At 65.1% G+C, this 19,660-nt stretch carries 16 protein-coding genes; 8 read left to right on the forward strand and 8 right to left on the reverse strand.

Features of this window, described 5'->3' with window-relative positions; genetic code table 11:
* Positions 1-57: 57 nt before the first annotated feature.
* From ACWDTI_RS10075 to ACWDTI_RS10085, 3 genes are all read right to left on the reverse strand, one after another.
* Positions 58-714, reverse strand: a complete 657-nt coding sequence (locus ACWDTI_RS10075) for a tyrosine-protein phosphatase (protein ID WP_449737926.1) — start codon at positions 712-714, stop codon at positions 58-60.
* A gap of 212 nt (positions 715-926) precedes the next feature.
* The gene (locus ACWDTI_RS10080; RefSeq protein WP_449737927.1) at positions 927-2,618 is read right to left on the reverse strand and encodes an AMP-binding protein; all 1,692 of its coding nucleotides are present in this window, start codon (positions 2,616-2,618) and stop codon (positions 927-929) included.
* A gap of 276 nt (positions 2,619-2,894) precedes the next feature.
* Entirely contained in the window at positions 2,895-4,589 is a 1,695-nt protein-coding gene (locus ACWDTI_RS10085; RefSeq protein ID WP_449737928.1) for an AMP-binding protein, read from the reverse strand.
* Between the two features lie 241 nt (positions 4,590-4,830).
* Between ACWDTI_RS10085 and ACWDTI_RS10090 the strand changes: the two genes are divergently transcribed.
* The 3 genes from ACWDTI_RS10090 to ACWDTI_RS10100 all read left to right on the forward strand — a co-directional run bounded on the left by ACWDTI_RS10090 (position 4,831) and on the right by ACWDTI_RS10100 (position 7,975).
* Positions 4,831-6,282: an aldehyde dehydrogenase gene (locus ACWDTI_RS10090; protein ID WP_449737929.1), complete on the forward strand. Its 1,452-nt coding sequence runs from the start codon at positions 4,831-4,833 to the stop codon at positions 6,280-6,282.
* Positions 6,283-6,350: 68 nt separating this feature from the next.
* On the forward strand, positions 6,351-7,190 hold the full coding sequence (locus ACWDTI_RS10095) for a LuxR C-terminal-related transcriptional regulator (RefSeq protein ID WP_449737930.1): 840 nt from the start codon (positions 6,351-6,353) through the stop codon (positions 7,188-7,190).
* On the forward strand, positions 7,187-7,975 hold the full coding sequence (locus ACWDTI_RS10100) for a response regulator transcription factor (RefSeq protein ID WP_449737931.1): 789 nt from the start codon (positions 7,187-7,189) through the stop codon (positions 7,973-7,975). The genes ACWDTI_RS10095 and ACWDTI_RS10100 overlap by 4 nt, the downstream gene beginning before the upstream one ends.
* Here the strand turns inward: ACWDTI_RS10100 and ACWDTI_RS10105 are convergent.
* A complete protein-coding gene (locus ACWDTI_RS10105; RefSeq protein WP_449737932.1) occupies positions 7,923-8,240 on the reverse strand; it encodes a 2Fe-2S iron-sulfur cluster-binding protein in 318 nt (105 codons plus the stop codon). The two genes, ACWDTI_RS10100 and ACWDTI_RS10105, sit on opposite strands and share 53 nt — an antisense overlap.
* Before the next feature lie 254 nt (positions 8,241-8,494).
* Between ACWDTI_RS10105 and ACWDTI_RS10110 the strand changes: the two genes are divergently transcribed.
* The 3 genes from ACWDTI_RS10110 (at position 8,495) to ACWDTI_RS10120 (ending at position 12,413) form a co-directional block, all read left to right on the forward strand.
* Positions 8,495-9,826 carry a cytochrome P450 gene (locus tag ACWDTI_RS10110; RefSeq protein ID WP_449737933.1) on the forward strand — a complete coding sequence of 444 codons (1,332 nt, stop codon included), beginning with the start codon at positions 8,495-8,497 and terminating at the stop codon, positions 9,824-9,826.
* A complete protein-coding gene (locus tag ACWDTI_RS10115) occupies positions 9,823-11,073 on the forward strand; it encodes an NAD(P)/FAD-dependent oxidoreductase (RefSeq protein WP_449737934.1) in 1,251 nt (416 codons plus the stop codon). Before ACWDTI_RS10110 ends, ACWDTI_RS10115 begins: the two co-directional genes overlap by 4 nt.
* A gap of 236 nt (positions 11,074-11,309) precedes the next feature.
* Positions 11,310-12,413: an NAD(P)-dependent alcohol dehydrogenase gene (locus tag ACWDTI_RS10120; protein WP_449737935.1), complete on the forward strand. Its 1,104-nt coding sequence runs from the start codon at positions 11,310-11,312 to the stop codon at positions 12,411-12,413.
* A gap of 149 nt (positions 12,414-12,562) precedes the next feature.
* Here the strand turns inward: ACWDTI_RS10120 and ACWDTI_RS10125 are convergent, their stop codons facing one another.
* The 4 genes from ACWDTI_RS10125 to ACWDTI_RS10140 are packed head-to-tail and all read right to left on the reverse strand — an operon-like array spanning position 12,563 to position 17,841.
* Entirely contained in the window at positions 12,563-14,149 is a 1,587-nt protein-coding gene (locus ACWDTI_RS10125) for an AMP-binding protein (RefSeq protein ID WP_449737936.1), read from the reverse strand.
* A gap of 22 nt (positions 14,150-14,171) precedes the next feature.
* Positions 14,172-15,320: an acyl-CoA dehydrogenase family protein gene (locus tag ACWDTI_RS10130; RefSeq protein ID WP_449737937.1), complete on the reverse strand. Its 1,149-nt coding sequence runs from the start codon at positions 15,318-15,320 to the stop codon at positions 14,172-14,174.
* Positions 15,321-15,343: 23 nt separating this feature from the next.
* Positions 15,344-16,972: a class I adenylate-forming enzyme family protein gene (locus tag ACWDTI_RS10135; RefSeq protein WP_449737938.1), complete on the reverse strand. Its 1,629-nt coding sequence runs from the start codon at positions 16,970-16,972 to the stop codon at positions 15,344-15,346.
* The gene (locus ACWDTI_RS10140; RefSeq protein ID WP_449737939.1) at positions 16,972-17,841 is read right to left on the reverse strand and encodes an NUDIX hydrolase; all 870 of its coding nucleotides are present in this window, start codon (positions 17,839-17,841) and stop codon (positions 16,972-16,974) included. Before ACWDTI_RS10140 ends, ACWDTI_RS10135 begins: the two co-directional genes overlap by 1 nt.
* A gap of 107 nt (positions 17,842-17,948) precedes the next feature.
* Here ACWDTI_RS10140 and ACWDTI_RS10145 point away from each other — a divergent pair, with 107 nt between their 5' ends.
* Both ACWDTI_RS10145 and ACWDTI_RS10150 read left to right on the forward strand, forming a co-directional pair.
* Positions 17,949-18,749, forward strand: a complete 801-nt coding sequence (locus ACWDTI_RS10145; RefSeq protein WP_449737940.1) for an enoyl-CoA hydratase/isomerase family protein — start codon at positions 17,949-17,951, stop codon at positions 18,747-18,749.
* Between the two features lie 30 nt (positions 18,750-18,779).
* The gene (locus ACWDTI_RS10150) at positions 18,780-19,658 is read left to right on the forward strand and encodes a PaaX family transcriptional regulator (RefSeq protein ID WP_449737941.1); all 879 of its coding nucleotides are present in this window, start codon (positions 18,780-18,782) and stop codon (positions 19,656-19,658) included.
* Positions 19,659-19,660 lie beyond the last annotated feature (2 nt).

Genomic DNA, 19,660 nt, shown 5'->3' on the forward strand with positions numbered 1-19,660 from the left:
CATCGTCATCGACGAAGCGAGCGAGCCAACTCTCGAGTCGCGTCACGTCACCGCCGTTCACCGAAAACCAGCCCCACGGGCCCCCCGGAGCCGAATCCAGTTCGGCCAGAACCACTTGACCGCCGATCGGGGTGACCGGAAGATCTGGTGATCGACCGTTACCGCGGCGGGTAGCCGATTGCGTTCTCGCATACGGTCATAAACTCCGGTGATCGCGAGTTCCGTTCGCGCATAGTCCTCGATGATGGCTTCGGCCTCGACGCCCGCGAGGGCAAGTATGGTGGCGACGACGATGCCGGTGCGGTCCTTGCCCGCCGCGCAATGAACCAACGTCGAACCGGACAGACTGAACGCGTTGATCGCCGCGGCCACCCGACCGGCCGCCTGGCCCATAACGTCGCGATACACATCGATCAGTGGTCGTTCCACTGTCCGGTCGAGTCGGGCCCCGGAGAACAGCGGCGTGCTGATGCGCTCAACATCCGCCGGCCAGTCGTTTCCGGCCTTGACGGCTTCCCCCTGCGCGCGCAGATCGATCACCACCGACGGCGGCCAACGCACGTCGCCGCCGGGATGGTCGTCGCCCGGGTAGGGCGCGTCGCTGCGGAGCAGGACGTCCGATCGAGTGCGCCCGCCGCCTGCGACCGGTAGGCCACCGAGGTCACGCAGGTTGACGACCGTCCGCAATCGATATGCCTGTGCCGCGTCCGTCATCCATTCGCCCCTTCGGTTCGGCCACCGACCGGCGATCACCGACTCGGCTATTTGGTCTTACCATAACATCAAACAAGGACAAACCCAGTGGCCACGACGAACACTCGGGCAGCTGAAGCCAGCCAACGTCCGCATGGTTCCGGCTCGGAAGTGGCATCGGCAGGCGTACGGCTTCTCTCGTTATCTGTTCAGGTTGAGCTGAGCGCGCTTCCTCAGACCGCACCTGCCGCAGTCGGTTGCTGCAACTCGTCGGCCACCTGCTTGCGCAGCACATGCTTCTGGATCTTGCCGGTCGCCGTCATCGGCAGCGCATCGATCACGATCACTCGCTCAGGAGTCTTCTGGATGGCAACATCGCGGTCGGTGAGGTAGGTCCGCAGCTCTTCGACGGTGGGCGCGGCATGCCCCTCCTTGGGCACGACGTAGCAGCACACCTTCTCCCCCAACGTTTCGTCGGGCATGCCGACCACTGCCAGCGCGAGCAAATCAGGGTGACTCGCCAGCTTGTCCTCGACCTCGCGGACGCTGATGTTCATCCCGCCGCGGATGATGATGTCCTTGGTGCGGCCGGTGACCCGGACGAAGCCGTCGGCGTCCATCACGCCGAGGTCGCCGGACCGCGAAAAGCCCTCTGGGGTGAACAGTTCCGCGGTGTCATCGGGTCGGTTCAGATATTCGATCATGTGCGACGGCCCGCGGTAGGCGATGTCCCCTTCGGTGCCGCGGGTGGCCTCGTAGCCGTCCGGTCCGAGGACCTTCACCTCGGCGCCCGGCAGGGCGGCGCCGTCGGAGTTGACCGCGCGCTCTGGGGCGTCGTCCACGGTGCATGTTGTGGTGCAGAGGTTTTCACTGCGCCCATACAGCGAAAGGATCGATGCGGTGGGTAGTTGCGCCTTGGCGTTCTGCACCACCGCGGACGGGATCGGCGAGCCGGCGCATGTCCAGACCCGCAGCGACGACAGGTTGGCCTTGGGATTCTGTTCCGCGGCGGCGATCAGAGTCTGGAGGAAGACCGTGGCCGTCACCGCGGAGGTGCAGCCGTACTTCTCGATCTCGACCAGTCCTTGGGCGGGATTCCAGTCGGCCATGAAATGTGTTGCGGCGCCCACGCGTAACGGCAGCAGGACGCTGGTGACCAGGCCGGTGGTGTGGGTGACCGGCGACGGCCCGAATTGCACGTCGTTTTCGGTGTGCCCGAACGCGACCGCCAGCGCACGCGCACCCGACATGTAGGTGTTGAAGGTGTGCAGGCACCCCTTCGGGCGCGACGTCGTGCCCGAGGTGTAGACGATGACGTAAGGGTCGTCGGGATGTGCACGGAAGTCGAGTTCGGCGTCGACCTCGTCCGACGTGACGTCGTCGACGACGAAGTCCTCGAGCACATCGATGTTGCGTGACCGCAGTCCGTCGCGCGCCTCCTCGGGTGCACGCACGGCGATGATCGTCTCCAGCGCGGAGTCGCGTCGGATGTCGTCGAACATCGACACGTAGTCGAAACCCTTGAACTCGACGGGCGCGATGGCCGCGGTGATCGAGGCGTCACCGACGACATGGGCCACCTCGTCGCGGCGGTAGATGGGCATGATCGGCACCATCACCGCACCGATGCGGGTCAGCGCGGCAGCGACGATGACGAAGGCCTCCCAGTTCGGCAACTGCACCGCCACCCGGTCACCCGCCGACAGTCCACGACGATGGAATCCCAAAGCGAGACGCTGCGAGGTGTCGCGGACCTCGGCAAACGTGAAAGCGTTGATGCCGTCGGTGACGAACACCTTGTCGGGCCGCGCTTGCGCTTGGGTGCGCAGCAACTCGGTGAAGTTCTCATCCGCCCACTGGCCCGACGCGTAGTACTCGTCGATCTGCTCCTGCGAATACCGGCCCACATTGCGTTCGCTGGTCATCCTGCCATCCTCTGTATCCCAGATCACAACTTCTTGTCTGAATATTAGAATGGTCGGACCGAATGGCGCAAGGGGTTGGGGTGAGTTTGGGTGTCCGGTTTGTCGGGGTGCCCGCTTCGACTCGCCGTCTCGGCTAGCGCCTCGCCAACTGCTCAACGGGCGTGGGGAGTCGACCACCCGCTCGTTGAGCGCGACGAGCGAGCGCAGCGAGCCCGACGCTGGTCGAAACGCCTTTCGACAAGCTCAAGGGGCGGTTTGAGGACCTGGGCCCGGCCCTCACACCGCCCCGGCGGCCGTGGGTTGGTTGAGTTCGGCGGCGACTTGCTTACGCAGCACATGCTTCTGGATCTTGCCCGTCGCCGTCATCGGCAGCGCGTCGATCGCGATGACGCGTTCGGGTGTCTTCTGGATCGCGACACCACGGTCGGTGAGGTAGGTGCGGAGTTCGTCGACGGTAGGGGCCGCGTGGCCTTCCTTGGGGACGACGTAGCAGCACACCTTCTCGCCGAGCTTCTCGTCGGGCATGCCGACGACGGCCAGTTCCAGCAGATCCGGATGCGTCGCGAGCTTGTCCTCGACCTCGCGCACACTGATGTTCATCCCGCCGCGGATCACGATGTCCTTGGTACGGCCGGTGACCCGGACAAAACCATCCGCATCCATGACACCGAGATCGCCGGACCGCGAAAAGCCCTCTGAGGTGAACAGTTCGGCGGTTTCGTCGGGCCGGTTCAGGTATTCGAGCATGTGCGACGGCCCGCGATAGGCAATGTCGCCCTCGGTGCCGCGGGGGACCTCGAAACCATCTGGTCCGACGACGGCAACCTCCGCGCCGGGCAGTGCCGCGCCGTCGGAGGTGATGGCGTGATGCGGGTCGTCGCCGATGGTGCAGGTGGTGGTGGTCAGGTTCTCGCTGCGTCCGTAGAGCGAAAGGATGCTCGCCGTCGGTAGTTTCGCCTTTGCCTTCTCCACTACGGCCGCCGGGATCGGCGAACCCGCGCATGTCCACATCCGTAGGCACGACAGGTCGGCACTCGGATCGACCTCGGCGGCAGACACCAGCGTCTGCAAGAAGGTGGTGGCGGTAACCGCTGCGGTACACCCGAACTTCTGCACCTCGATCAGCCCCTGCGCGGGACTCCACTCGGCCATCACGTGCGTGGCTGCACCGGCCAACAGCGGGATCAGCACACTGGTGACCAGGCCGGTGGTGTGGGTGATGGGCGACGGTCCGAACTGCACATCACCCTCGGTGTGGCCGAAGGCGATGGTCAGCGCCCTGGCACCGGCCGCATAGGTGTTGAAGGTGTGCACGCACCCCTTGGGCCGCGAGGTGGTGCCGGAGGTGTACACGATGACGTACGGATCATCCGGGTGCGCGCGGAAGTCCAGCTCGGCGTCGATCTCGGCCGCATCGACACCGTCGACGAGCACGTCCTCGAACACGTCGATGCCGCGGGCGGCCAACGATTGCCGAGCCTCACCGGGTGCTCGCACCGCGACAATCGATTCCAGGGTCGCCGAATCGCGACGGATCTCGTCGAACATCGACACGTAGTCGAATCCCTTGAACTCCGCCGGTGCGATCGCCATCCGGACCGCCGCGTCAGAGATCACGTGCGACACTTCGTCTTTACGGTAGATCGGCATGATCGGCACCATCACCGCGCCGATCCGGGCCAGCGCGGCGGCCACGACCACGAAGGCAGCCCAGTTGGGTAGCTGCACCGCCACCCGATCTCCCTCCGCCAGGCCGCGGCGGTGCAGGCCGAGCGCCAGTCGCTGCGAGCTGTCGTACAGTTCGGCGAAGGTCAACGCATGCGTGCCGTCGGTGACGAAAACCTTGTTCGGGTTGCGTTCGGCTCGCGAGCGCAAGAGCTCGGTGAAGTTCTCGTCGGCCCACTGGCCCGACGCGTAGTACTGCTCGATCTGTTCCTGGGTGTACCTGCCGAGATTGCGCTCGATGCTCATGCTTCCGCCTTCCTCACACTCGAGATATGTCCAATTATTAGAATGGTCGTACCGAAAAGGCAAGAGGCGGGTAGGCTCGCTCACTGAGATCACCCGAAAGGGTGATAGGCGTCCGCCATTGGTGGGATTTTCATTGGTCAGACCCAAAGATTGATTGCGCCGACCGTCCGACGTGGCAATCCTGGGACGTGACCCCATTCACATCCGGGCGCAGACTGCAGCAGTGTCAGACAGGAGCAACATGTCCACCATCGACTATTCCGAGCTCTACATCGGCGGATCCTGGCAATCGCCGGCGACCGCGGATCTCATCGAGGTGCGGTCCCCGGCCACCGAGGAGGCCATCGGGTCCGTACCCGCCAGCTCCCGCCAGGACATCGATCGCGCCGTCGCCGCCGCCCGATCCGCCTTCGACGATCCCAATGGCTGGTCGACGTGGCATCCCAAACAGCGCGCCGAGGTGCTCGAGCGATTCGCCACCGAACTCGAATCGCGATCCGCCGAGACCTCACGCCGTGTCACCATCCAGAACGGCATGCCCATCTGGCTGGCCGAGCAGTTCGAGGGTGGATTCCCGCCGATTCTGTTGCGCTACTTCAGCGACATGATGGTCAACTCGGCCGAGGTCGACTCCCGTCCGGGCATGCTCGGCGGCACCGCCCTGGTCTCCCGTAAGCCGATCGGCGTCGTCGGGGCCATCGTGCCGTGGAATGTGCCGCAGGCGATCACCTTCCTCAAGCTCGCCCCCGCCTTGGCGGCCGGATGCACGGTGGTCCTCAAACCCGCCGAGGAGACGGTGCTCGACGCGTTCCTGATGGCCGAGGCGGCGCATGCGGCCGGCCTCCCCGACGGCGTCCTGAACGTGGTTCCCGGAGGACGTGAGATCGGTGCGTACCTCGTCGAACACCCCGACATCGACAAGGTCTCCTTCACCGGGTCCACCGCGGCCGGCCGCTCCATCGCCGAAACCTGCGGACGACTACTCCGGCCGGTCACGCTGGAACTGGGCGGCAAGTCGGCGGCCATCCTGCTCGACGACGTCGACCTGTCGGCGTCGATGGAATCGCTGTTCGCCGCCACCCTGCTCAACAACGGCCAGATCTGCTGGCTCAACACCCGGGTGCTGGCCCCGCAGTCGCGCTACGACGAGATCGTCGACGCGGTCACCGGATTGGCGGCGTCGCTGGATGTCGGCGATCCGCTCGACCCGGCCACCAAGGTCGGTCCGCTCGTCTCGGCACGGCAGCGTGACCGGGTCGAGGGCTACATCGCCAAGGGCAAAGCGGAGGGCGCACGCCTGACCACCGGCGGCGGCCGCCCGTCAATCGACGCCGGGTACTTCGTCGAACCGACCGTGTTCGCCGATCTCGACAACACCGCGACCATTGCGCGGGAGGAGATCTTCGGACCGGTGCTCTCGATCATCCCGTTCCGCGACGAGGCCGAAGCGCTGGCCATCGCCAACGACAGCGAGTACGGACTCGGCGGCTCGGTCTGGTCGTCGGACGTCGAACGGGCGTCCGCTCTGGCGAGCAAGGTCCGCTCCGGCACCGTCGGCGTCAACCACTACTCCAACGATCCGGTGGCGCCGTTCGGCGGCATCAAGAACAGCGGGATGGGCCGCGAACTGGGACCGGAGGGACTGCACTCCTTCCAGCACCTGCACACCGTCTACCTGCCGCCGGCGGGCTGATCGAAGGGTCGTCGAACTCCGTGTACACTGTGCGCCAGGTCACAGCCGGTGGTGAGAGAAGGTCGTCGATGCCGGAGACAACGGAAGCACAGGCCCGCGCCCTGCGCGCGTTCCTGGGCAATCTCCGTGCCGCCGATCTCGATGATTTCGCCGCCACCGCTGCGCAATCGGCATGCACCGATCTGGGTTTCAGCAAGGCCATGCTCTCGTGGGTCAGCGGCCCCACCTGGAGCCCGAACTCGGTGTATGTCTCACCGCAGCTCGACCCGGAGTTCGACGACCTGATCAATGCAGTCGACGGATCGGCGGTTCCACTGCTCCGCGCGCCGCGCGAAGCGGACTTGGTGCGCTACCGTCGGCCGTTCATCTTGAACAAGCGGGAATACCGCGATTCGTATCGCCCGCTGATCGATCTCTCCGATCCCGTCGCGTACGCGGCGGCACCCATCGTCGCGTCCGGCCGGACCGTGGCGATCCTGCATGTGGATCGGCATGCGGACAGCCTGGGTGACGACGATCTGACGCTGCTGACCCGCGGCGCGCATCTGTGCGGATTGAGTTATGCGACACTGGCCTGCCGACGCCAGCTGCTCCGCCAACGAACCGTGGTGCGCTCGGCGCTGAGTGCGATGTCCTCGATGCCTCTGGGAGAAGGCGCGGAACATGCAGAGCAGCAACAGATCACAACGACGACAAGCGACGATTCATTGACCGACCGCGAGGAGTCCGTCCTGCGACTACTCGCCACCGGGGCGTCGAACCGGTCCATCGCCGAGCAGCTCTACATCTCCGACGGAACAGTGAAATCCCACGTGCGCCACATCTTCCGCAAGATCGGGGTGGAAACGCGCGCACAGGCGACCGCGCACTTTCGGGCCCGCTCGGCGCCGATACCAGTGGTGATGTGAGCGGCGACAATCCCGCAGCCCGGCTCGACACCGCCCTCGCTGCAGCGGCGCGTGCAGTCGACGAGTCGAATCTCGCCGAGATACTGGTCGGGCAAGCCGCGGTGCTGACAGGCGCTGACGCGGCCACGGTGATCGAAGTCCTCGAACGCGACGTGCGAACCGTGGCACAAGTGGGCAACTCCAGTGCGCCGCCGATCGACGATCTGGGCGCGGACGAGGTTCGTGCGGCATGCGCATCAGGGCAGTCGCCGGTATCGGTGACGTCACCCAGCGGCTGGCCGGCAACGGTTTTCGTCATACCGGCGAAACTCGACACGGTTCTGTGCCTGGTGGTCCCGGGACGGTTCACCGGGCGCATCATCGACGAGGTCGCGCTCCTCACCGACGTCGCCGGTGCGACAATCGACCGTCTCCACGCCGAACGTGAGCTGCGCCGGCACTCCGACCGGGTACGGCAACTCGGTGCCGACCTCATGGGGCTCGCCGACTCCACCACAATCGGGGAGGCTCCCGCTCCACCAGATCCCGATATCGCTGCCACCACAGCCGAACTCACCGACCGGGAGCGTGAGATCCTCGAGATCGTGACGACCGGCGCGTCCAACGCCCAGATTGCCGCGCAGCTGACAGTGTCGGTGGAGACGGTGAAGACCCACGTCAAACACATCCTTCGGAAGCTCAACGCCGCCAACCGCTCTGAACTGATCGCAGCGTTCGGCGGCGGTCCACAGGCTACAGGCTCGAATCGACCACCTGGACGTGGATCTCATCCTGATCCTCGATGATGAGTTGGCACGAGAGGCGCGAGTTCGGCTGCGCTCCATCGAGAAACTCGACGAGTTCGGTCTCCTCATCGGTCGGCTCGGGGAACAAGGCCTGAGCGTCGGCGGGTAGATATACGTGGCAGGTCGCGCACGAGCAACTGCCGCCGCATTCGGCGACAATGCCTGGCAGGTTGTTGCGGACGGAACCGTCCATCACGCTTTGGCCGACAGGGACGTCGACAGTCGACGTTTCGCCGTTGGGGAGATGGTAGGTGACCTTGGCCATGGGATTCTCCAATGTGCTCTGAGTTGCTTGCGTGTGCAGTCGATTGTGATCAGCAATGACGTTGCGATCATCCCCAGAACGGGGTAGTCGCGCCTCCCGTCAGAGGTAAGTCTCCTCGAATCACCGTTGATGTCAGCACTATCCGACGCAATATCCCTCCGATGGCCACCCCCTCCCCCACCTCAGGGTGACGAGCATCACCCCAATGTTCGCGAGACTTGTTGAGTCACAGCCACCTACCGCAGGAGTGTTCCATGACCTCGACGATCCAGCCCGACGCGAACACCACGATCCCCGATCACATAGCTCAGCAGATCGTGCTCCCCGAAGGCCACCGCGACGACGCCAAGCTGTTCGAGGCTTACCGCTGGCTGCGAGAGAACAACCCGCTCGGCGTCGCTCGGGTCGACGGATTCGATCCGGTGTATCTGGTGAGCAAGCATGCCGACATCATGGAGATCGAGCGGCAACCCGACATCTTCACCAGCGCCGGCGGCGAGAACAAGGGCGCCTACAACCCGATCCTCGCCAATCAGGCCGGCGATGCGTTCACCAAGTCGATCAACAACGGAAGTCTGCGCATCCTGGAAACGCTGACCTACCTGGATCCGCCCGAGCACACAGTGATCAAAGACATTGCCGCCGACTGGTTCCGCCCCAACAACCTCAAGCAGTGGGAGGACACCATCCGCGTGTTGGCCCGCGAATCGGTGGATCGGCTCCTCGAGACCGACGGCAACATCGACTTCGTGAAGGACTTCGCCCTGCAGTACCCGCTGCACGTCATCATGAGTCTGTTCGGCGTTCCGGAATCCGACGAGCCGCGGATGATGGCACTGACCCAGGAGTTCTTCGGCACCGCCGATCCCGACGCCGCCCGCGCCGACATCGAACCGCTCAACCCCGACGCCGCTGCCAAGCAATGGGTCGCGACGATCCAGGACTTCTACGCGTATTTCGATGCACTGCTGGAGGATCGGCGCGCCAACCCGACCGGCGATCTGGCGTCGATCATCTCGATCGCCAAGGATGCCGACGGCGAGTATTTCCCGAAAGAGGTTGCCTACGGTTACTTCATCGCGATCGCCACCGCCGGTCACGACACCACCTCGTCGACCATGGCGGGAGGCATTCAGGCCATCGCCCAGACGCCCGGCCTGCTCGAACGTCTCAAGGGTGATCTGTCGTTGGTGCCCAACCTGATCAACGAGTCCCTGCGGTGGGCGTCGCCGGTCAAGCACTTCATGCGCACGGCCCTGGCTCCCTACACACTTCGCGGTGTTGACCTCCAACCCGGCGATCGCTTCATGCTCCTGTACCAGTCGGGCAACCGTGATGCCGAGGTGTTCACCGACCCGGATGTGTTCAACATCGACCGTCGGCCCAACAAGCACATCGCCTTCGGCTACGGCCCGCACATGTGCATCGGCCAGCATCTGGCCAAGCTCGAGCTGAAAGTCCTGTTCGAGACCCTCCTGCCGCACGTCGACGCCATTGAACTGACCGGCGATGCCCGCTACATCCAGACGAACTTCGTCGGCGGCCTCAAGAACATGCCGGTACATCTGACATTGAGCCGCAAGTGACCGAGACGTCGAACGGTTCGGTCGTCATCGTCGGTGCCGGACACGGCGGGGCCGGATTGGCTGCGGTACTGCGGCAATCCGGCTTTGCCGGGTCCATCACGCTTCTCGGCGACGAGCCACATACGCCCTACCATCGGCCGCCCCTGTCGAAGAAATTCGACAGTGCCGCAGTGGAGCAACCGCTGCGGCCACGGGAGTTCTACGCCGACAACGGGATCGATCTGCGGCTCGGTGTGCGGGTAACCGAGATCGATCGGGATCGCTGCACCGTCATCACCGATGACAGCAGCGAGATCGCCTACGACACTCTGGTATTGGCCACCGGATCGTCACCGATCGCACTACCCGGGGTGGATCCCGACTGTGCCGGTGTGCTGACGCTGCGCACCCTCGATGACGCGACCACACTTGGCCGATCGCTGTCCCGGGGTGGTGCCCTCGCCATCGTCGGCGGCGGCTACGTCGGCATGGAGGTCGCCGCCGTCGCCCGCAGTCAGGGCGTTGAGGTGACCGTGGTCGAACGCGAAGAACGGATCTTGGCTCGCGTGGCCGGCCCCGAACTGTCGTCTATGCTCACCGCCTATCACCGGGAACGCGGAACCACAATCGTGACCGGCCGTTCGGTTTCCGGAATCCGCACGGTCGGCACCGAACTCACGGGCGTATGCCTCGACGACGGTCAGATCATCGATTGCGACACGGTGCTCGTCGGCATCGGCGCCATACCGACGGATGGGCTCGCCGTCGCAGCCGGACTCACCTGTGACGGCGGGATCATCACCGACGAGGACGGCCGGACGAGCGATCCGCACATCTTCGCCATCGGCGACGTCGCGCGGCGACCTGTCGCCGGCCACAATGGGCTGCGTCGACTGGAATCGATCCCCGCCGCAACCGAACACGCCACGCGCGTGGCCGCGGCCATCGTCGGTAAGCAGCAAGGCCACCACGAGGTGCCGTGGTTCTGGTCGGATCAGTACGATCTCAAGCTGAAGATCGCCGGCCTCGGCTCCCCCGACGATCGTGTGGTCACCCGGCGGCACCCGACCGGTGATGCGGTCTCGTTCTTCCACTTCGGGCCCGACGGCAACGTCGTCGCGGTCGAGGCCGTCAACGCCAACGGCGACTTCATGGCCGGGAAGAAGGTCATTGCCGCAGCCACGGTGATCGATCCCGAGGCCGTCGCCGATCCGTCGATTCCATTGAAGGAGATCATCTCTGGTGCGCGATCGTTGACCCACAAATGATCTCGATGCGTCTCCCCTGTCGCTGGTCGAGTAAGGGAGGAGCTTGCGACGACCGCATCGAGACCGACGCGCACATGATCTCGATGCGCTCGTCGCTAGCGCTCCTCACTTACTCGATCAGCGGAAAAGGAACGCCTGCGAGCCCCTATCCGCTGGTCGAGTAAGCCCGCGAGCTTGCGAGCGAGCGCATCGAGACCACAACCCGCACCCGACATCAACAACCAAAGGAGAAACCCATGAAATCCACCGCCGCACTTCTCACCGGCATCGGCAGCGACTTCGAGATCGCCGAAATCGACATCGACGGCCCCAAGGCCGGGGAAGTACTCGTCAAGATCGCCGCAGTTGGCCTGTGCCACACCGACCTTGCCGTCCGCGACGGCGTGCTGCCGATGGAGTTCCCCGGCGTCGTCGGCCACGAGGGCGCCGGCACGGTGATCGCCGTCGGCGACGACGTCACCAAGGTGGCCGTCGGCGACAAGGTCAGCTTGACCTTCAACAGCTGCGGCCACTGCCGCACCTGCACAACCGGTCGCCAATCCTATTGCGAGAACTTCACTCCGGAGAACTACGGCGGCGTCCGCGCCGACGGCAGCAAACCACTCAGCAAGGATGGACAACCCGTCGGCGGCATGTTCTTCGGCCAATCGTCCTTCGGGTCGGTCGCACTCGCCAACGAACGCAACACCGTCAAGATCGACGCCGACATTCCGTTCGAGCTCCTCGCCCCACTCGGCTGCGGAGTGCAGACCGGAGTCGGGGCGGTCACCCGCTCATTGAAAGCGGAAAAGGGTTCGGCCATCACGATTGCCGGCGGCGGTTCGGTCGGGCTGTCCGCGGTCATGGGAGCGGTGCTGCAGGGATGCGCGACGATCGTCGTCATCGAGCCCACCGAAGCACGCCGCACGCTGGCCCAGGAGCTCGGTGCCACCCATGCGATCAATCCGGCGGACGGCGATGTCGCCGAACAGATCCGCGCCATTGTCGAACGTGGCGTCGACTACGTCATCGACACCACCGGCATCCCCGCCGTCGTCGAAAGCCTCATTGGCGCAACGGCGGTCAAGGGCACGGTCGGCCTGATCGGCGTGCCCGCCGACCCGACCGGCGCCATCTCGTTGAACATCATCGCCGCACTCACCCTCGGCCTGACGGTCACCGGCATCATCGAAGGCGACTCCGTGCCCGGCGAATTCATTCCTGAACTTGTCGACCACCACCTCAACGGACGGTTGCCGCTGGACAAGTTGGTGACCACTTTCCCGTTCGCGGAGATCAACTCGGCGGTCAAGGTGCAGCACGATGGCGGTGTGGTGAAGCCGGTCTTGGTGTTCGACTGATCGCCGCGCGCGGACTGACCCCGACGTTTGTGGTCGACGCCCACGTGCCCACCTCGATCCCAGTGTGCTTCCCGGGAACGAGGTGGGCACCCGGGCTTCGTCCATACGAGGTCGCGCCCGGACAGCCATGCCACAACCGTGTCCGACGCTCACTCCAAGAGCTGCTCGCGCAACCGGAACTTCTGGATCTTCCCCGACGGCGTGAGGGGGAACGTACCCACCAGCCGCCACACCGAGGGCACCTTGTGTCGGGCGAGACGCTCGTTACAGTGCCCGGCCAGCTCCTCCTCGGTGGGTGCCCCCTCGTCGGCGACGCGGACGAATGCCGCGACCTGCTCACCCCACTTCTCGTCCGGAACGCCGACGACCGCAGCATCCAGCACACCCGGATGAGTGCACAACACCTCCTCGATCTCCCGTGGTGAAATGTTCTCCCCACCGCGAATGATCATGTCTTTCAACCGCCCCACGATCCGGAGGTACCCGTTCTCGTCCATGGTGCCGAGGTCGCCGTAGTGCAGCCAGCCGTCGGCTCGTAGGCTTCGGTCATCGGGTCGGTTGAGATAGCCGGCCATCGTCGTCGGTCCACGAGAACAGATCTCGCCCACCGTTCCTACCGGCACGATCTCCCCGGTCACCGGATCGACGATCTTGGACTCGGTGTGCGGCAGGGCCCTGCCGATCGTCTCCACCTGCTCGGACACGTCACCGTCGGGGTTGGTCTGGGTGGATGGTCCGCCGGTTTCGGTCTGCCCGAACGTGATCGAGAACTTGCACCCGAAGACCGACTTCACTCGGCGCACCAGGTCCGCCGACGCGGTGGACCCGCCGGTCAACACGATCTGCAACGACGACAGGTCACGTCGTGCACAGTCGGGATGCTCGAGCATCGCGATCTGCATGGTCGGCACCGCGAGCAGTGCGGTGGCACGATGCTGCTCGACGAGCTCGAGGACGCGGCCCGGGTCGAAGCTCGGCAGGATGACCTGGGTGCCGACCGAGCTGATGGTGCCGAGAGTGACTGTGCCGCAGGAGCCGATGTGAAAGGTGGGCATCGGGTTGACATAGACGCACCCGTCCTCGAGACCGGCCCGGCGAGCAACGAGGTTGGCGGAGTTCACCATTGCGCGATGTGAGATGAGGACGCCCTTGGGTGCCCCGGTCGTGCCCGAGGTGTACTGCACCATCGCGACATCGTCTTGAGCGACGCTCGGCAACACTACCGTCGGCCCGGTGGTGTGTTCATCGATCCAACTCGCCAACTCCGGCGCCGACAACAGCTGGTCGATCTCTCCCACCGCCTTCTCGGCCAAGGCTCGTAGATCTCGGCCCCGATGTTCACCGCCGTGCAGCAACGCGACACAACCCGCGTCGCGGAGCACGTACTCGAGTTCGCCGTAGGTGTAGGCGGGATTGATGGTGACCAGCTGGGCGCCGGCGAGCGCGGCGGCTTGTTGGGCGATGAGCCACTCGGGGCTGTTGGCGGCCCAGATACCCAGTCGCACTCCGGAACCGAACTCGTTGCGCATGGCCGCGGCGCATCGCTCCGCCGTGTCGAGCAACTGGCGGTAGGTCCAGGTGCGCGTCGATCCGGGCGCACCGTCGATGATGGCGAGTCGATCCGGCGCGGCATCGGCGGCGCGCCGCAGGAGGTCGCCGACGGTGCCGGGTAGCAACGGGGTTTCCGTCGTCGCCGGGCGATACGACAGCCCCGGTACGTCGATGGCGATGCTCATGGTGATTACCTTCCGCTTGCGATCAGGGAGCGTACTGACGGCCGAACACCGACCGCGCGACGACGAGCTTGGCGATCTGCGCTGTGCCGTCCGCGATTTCGAAGCCCATGGCATCACGGAGGCGTTGCGCCTGCGGATTGTCGGCCGACCACGCGGCATGACCGAAGGTCAGCAGCGCCTGATGGATGGCCTCCACTGCAGCTTTGGTTGCCCACCACTTGACCATGGCGGCCTGCGCGGTGTGATCGAGTCCCTGGTCTTTGCGCCAGAGCGCTTCATAACAGAGATGCCGGGCCCCGGCGACATAGGTCAGATGCTCGACAAGCGGGAATGCCACCCCTTGCCGGGTACTGATGGGTGCGCCGAAGGTTTCCCGCTCCTTGGCGTAGGCGATCGCGTCGTCGAGTGCGGCGCCGGCGGTGCCGAGGGCGAGGAGACCGATGATGGCACGCGAGTACTCGAAACCCTGCATCACCGCGACGAAACCGGTGCCCTCGGCACCCACCATCTGGTCCGGCGTCACGGGCAGACCGTCGAAGAACAGCGAGCATCGGCCGGCCGCCCGGTTGGCGATGTCATCGATCCGAACCTTCGACACCGCTGGATGATTCAGCGGCACATAGAAGGCGCTGACCCCGCGTGCACCCGGCCCACCGGTGCGAGCGAACACCACGGCGTGATCGGCATCCTCGGTCAACGAGATCGAAGTCTTCTCACCGACGATCTCCCAACCGCCGTCGGCGACCGGTTTGGCCTGCAGTTCGATGTTGGCGGCATCGGAGCCGTGGCCGGGTTCGGTCAGCGCGAGCGTCGGGATGACCTCACCGGAGACGATCGGCGGAAGCCATTGGGCCTGTTGCACTTCGGTGGCTGCGGACAAGAAGATGTCGCAGACCAACGCGGTGGAGAGCAACGCGTAACCGGCGTTGATATTCGACCGGGCGACCTCTTCGGCGGCGATACCGACGGTGACCGCATCGGCCTCGGCACCTCCGAAACGTTCCGGGACACGTAGGCCGAACAGGCCGATGGCGGCCATGTCGGTGAACACTGACGGTGTCATCCGCCCGGTTCGATCATCGGTCTGATAGTGCGGGGCGAGAACCTTCTCGGAGAACTTGCGAATCTCCTGCCGAAACATCTCTTGGTCCTCGGACAGTGAAAAATCCATGAGTGGAATACCTTTCGGTCAGATCAGCTAAGGGAGGCCGACGGCAGCCCGTTGGCTGAACGGTCGCGGAGTGTACGCCGCAGAATCTTGCCGCTGGTGGTCTTCGGGAGGTCGTCGAGGATCTCGATCGCGCTGGGCCGTTTGTAGGCGGCGAGGATCTTGCCGACGAACGCACTGAGTTCCTCCGGTGTGACCGATCCGGCTTCCTTGAGCGACACATAGGCTTTCACCGTTTCACCGCGGTACTCGTCGGGTACTCCGACGACGGCGGCCTCCAGCACGGCGGGATGCTCGTAGAGCGCATCCTCGACCTCGCGGGGCCAGACCTTGAACCCGGAACAGTTGATCAGGTCCTTCTTGCGGTCGACGAGGAAGAGCCATCCCTCGTCGTCGACGACTCCGATGTCCCCGGAATAGAGCCATCCGTCGCGGATCGTCGCCGCGGTCGCGTCGGGCCGGTTCCAGTATCCGCTGATTACCCCCGGACTCGACATGACCACTTCACCGGCCTGACCGGCGGGCAGGTCGTTACCTTCGTCGTCGACGATGCGCACCGACGTTCCCGGCGTGGGTAGTCCGACCGCAAGGGCGCCGGTCGTTGGATCGACCGGTGGGCGCATCCCCTTCGGCGTCAGGTGCGTCGCCGCGGTGGCCTCGGTCATGCCGTAGGCACCGAGAAGCTGTTGCCCGGTGCGTTCTTCGAAGGATCGGGCCGACGCCGGCGAGATCGGCGCGCCGCCACTATAGACCCGGTCGAAGCCGGCGAAATCGTCCTTGGCGAAGGTCGGTTCCTGCAGAAGCCCGATGTAGGCGGTGATCGGACCGACGGCGAACGTCGGCCGATACTCTCGAATACTGTCGAGCATCACGGAGGGATGGAACCGGTAGCTCAGCACGAGTGGGCAGTGGGAGATGAGCGCCGGCACGAGCTGCACCATCAGCCCGGTGATGTGGAACAACGGCGCGAGCGCGAGAATTCGGCTGTCCGAACCGATTTCAGCGACCGTACAGGTGGCGCGGGCGACGGCGAGCGCGTTGGCATGGCTGCACTTGGCGCCTTTGGGTGCACCGGTGGTGCCGGAGGTGTAGCAGAGGAAAGCCACGTCCTCAGGAGCCGAATCATATTCAGGCGGTGCGGCACCTCGGTGCCGGGAAATCAGGTCGTCGAAGTCGGTGACATCAGTACCGACGTCGATCGATTCGTCAGCAAGGAGACGGGCGTCGTTCCGGCTCTGCATACCGCGCGGTGCGGCGGTGATCACGTGTCGGACCGGGGTGGCATCGACGACGTCGCGGGCCACGTCCCGCCACAAAGTGGCCAGGGCCACCAGAACGGTTGCACCACAATCATTCAACTGGTGTTCGAGTTCGCCGGACCGGAGCATCGGGTTCATCGGGACGAGGATCGCACCGAGTTTCCAGGCGGCCAGCATCGTGATGACGTACTGGGGCATGTTCTGCATGTAGGCGGCCACCCGGTCTTGCGGTCCGACGCCACGTTCGCGAAGGCCGACGGCCACCGCATCGGATAGCTCGTCGACCTCGGCGACGGTCAGCGATCGGTCGAAGTAGACGAGTTGCACCGAGTCCGGGAAGTGTCGGGCGTTGTCACGGAACACCGTGAGCGCTGTGGTGGGGTTGGCAGTGTTCATCACATGTCCTTGGTCGTCGAATACATCCTGTTACCGACACGCACGCCGAGGTCGACGAGGTCATCGGGGAGGGATAGGAAGGGGCCGTCGTCGTCGGATGCCAGGGCCGGGCGGATGGTCGGTACCTGGCGTGGGGCGGCGAAGATCGCGTCGAGATCCGTCGCACCGTGCAGTTCGAGGAACGTGCAGTACTGCGGTGGCAGCAACGGCGTGGTGGTGTCGTCGGCCGCGCGTAGAGCGTCGTCGCTGCTCACCCAGCGATCGGTGGTTGATTCCCGCGAGACACCCAGGACCTGTTGTTCGGTCGGGCATCGCGCGGCGAGGAACCAGGTGTGGAATCGGCGTGGCTCGAACTCGGGAGTCACCCAGATCGACCACGCCCGAAGCCAATCCGAGCGGAGCGAGAGGTTCCGGCGCGCGAGGAATTCGGCCAGGCTGATGCGGTGCTGCGCGAGTTCGTCACGGTCTGCCCGCCAGTCGTCGGAGTCGATCGTGGTCAACTCGGTTCCGTCGGTAGGCGATGCGAGGAGGTATCCCGATTCCTCGAAGGTCTCGCGGACTGCGGCCACCACCACCGCTGCGGCGTCGGCCGGGTCGGTACCGAGGTCGACAGCCCAGGTGTCGGCCGTGGCGCCCACCCAGGATCGGACGGGCTCGTGGTCGCCGGGATCGATCCGACCGCCGGGAAACGCCGGTATCCCACCCGCGAAAGCCATTGTCGTCGCTCTCATCTGGATGTACGCCTGCAGGCCGGTCGGGGCTTGGCGCAGGAGTACCACCGAGGCGGCGGGAGCAGGTTCCGGGTTGTCGGTGCTCGATGCCGGGGGTAGTCCGGCGAGTATGTCGCCGAGTCGGATTCGTGGGTCCATTGGTCCTCCACTTCGGGGGCCGGGTCACCGGCTGATCGCCCTGCCACCCGGGCGATAAGTCCGAAAGTGGGTCTTGCGGATCGAGTGATCTGAGCTACAGTGTGACCATGACATTAGACACTAGGACTGACTCAGTCAATGTTTCCGTAAATAATGGAATCGCGACCATGACCATGGATCGCCCGGAGCGACGCAATGCGTGGGATGACACTCTCGGGGCGGGTCTCGAGCAGGCATTCACCTCCCTGTCGGTCGATGACGACGTCCGCTGCATCGTGCTGACCGGTGCCGGCAGCGCCTTCTGTTCGGGAGCCGACCTCGCTACCGGATTCCCGACGCTGCCGTCCGGGCACGATGATCTGACCGGCACACTGCGGCGACGATTCCACCCGGGATTCCTCGCGATGCTCGACACGCCGAAACCGGTCATCGCCGCGGTCAACGGCCCCGCCATCGGCGCCGGCGCCTGCCTGGCCCTGGCCGCCGACATCGCCATCGTCGACACCAGTTCCGCCTACCTTCAATTCCGTTTCAGCGCAATTGGATTGATGCCCGATGTCGGCGGCACCGCCTTGCTTGCCGGAGCGGTTGGACCGGCGCGGGCGGTGGAGATCTTCATGCTCGCCGAGAAGCTCGACGCCGCGCGGTGCCTCGAGTTGAACCTGGTGTCACGGACCAGCTCCGATCTGATGGCGGACACATTCGCCTTGGCCGAGCGGCTGGCCACCGGACCGACCGCTGCATACGGAACCACCAAGAAGGCGGTGCGGGCGTGGTCGCGCGAGCAGATGGCCGGGCAACTGGAACTCGAGGCCGCGCTGCAGCAGACCTTGATCGCCACGGCGGATTGGAAGGAGGGTCGCGCGGCATTCCTGGAGCACCGCGAACCCCGATTCACGGGGCGCTGACGCGCGATCGCGCATGAGAAGATGACGAGCGTGTCGACAGCGCCCGAGGATCAGAGCCCCACCGGTCAGGTGGCTGCGCGGCGCCTTCGTGCCGCCCCACCGACCCCGGGTACCGCGCAGGCCACACTGCTGAACATCCTGGGCGACATTGTCCACCCCGCCGACACCCCCGTCCCCACATCGGCGTTTCTGGAAGGCATGGGCGGTCTCGGATACACCGAACCCGCTATCCGCCAGGCGATCTCGCGGTGTGCCGGTGCGGGCTGGATCTACAAGGAAAAGAACGGGCGAGTCACCAGGTGGCGGTTGACCGGGTCCGGTGTTCGGTTGGTCGAGGAAGGCATCGCGGGCGTCGAGCGACTGTCGGACCCGCACGACGGCTGGAATGGCACGTGGCAGATCATCATCGTCACGATTCCGAACGAGAAACGATCGGTCCGCGATCGCGTCTACCGCGCCCTCCGCTGGGACGGGTTCGGGAATCCGCTGCCATCGGTGTGGATATCCCCGTATCTCGGGCATCATCGGCGGACACGTGCCGCGCTCGAAGAATCAGATCTGGGTCAGTCGACGCTGGCGTTCGTCGGCAAGGCCGATGATCTCGGTCTGTCCGTCGAGAACATGGTGGCCAGGGCCTGGGACCTCCCCGCCCTCGACTCCCTCTACGCTGCTCTCGTCGAGAGGTTCGATGCGATGCGTCCCGGCTCTGAGGCCGAGCAGTTCAACGCCCTCCTCGAACTCGATGAGGAACTACAGCAACTCCTGGTGACCGACCCGCACATCCCGAGTTCGCTGACCCCGGGGTGGGCCGGCCGCGAATCAGCGAAAGTGCTGCTGCGGCAACGACAGATGTGGCACGTGGCGGCCATCCGCCACTGGCAGTCGGTGGTGACGCGGCATACCGCGTAAAC

The organism is Gordonia sp. NPDC003424 (assembly GCF_053588655.1).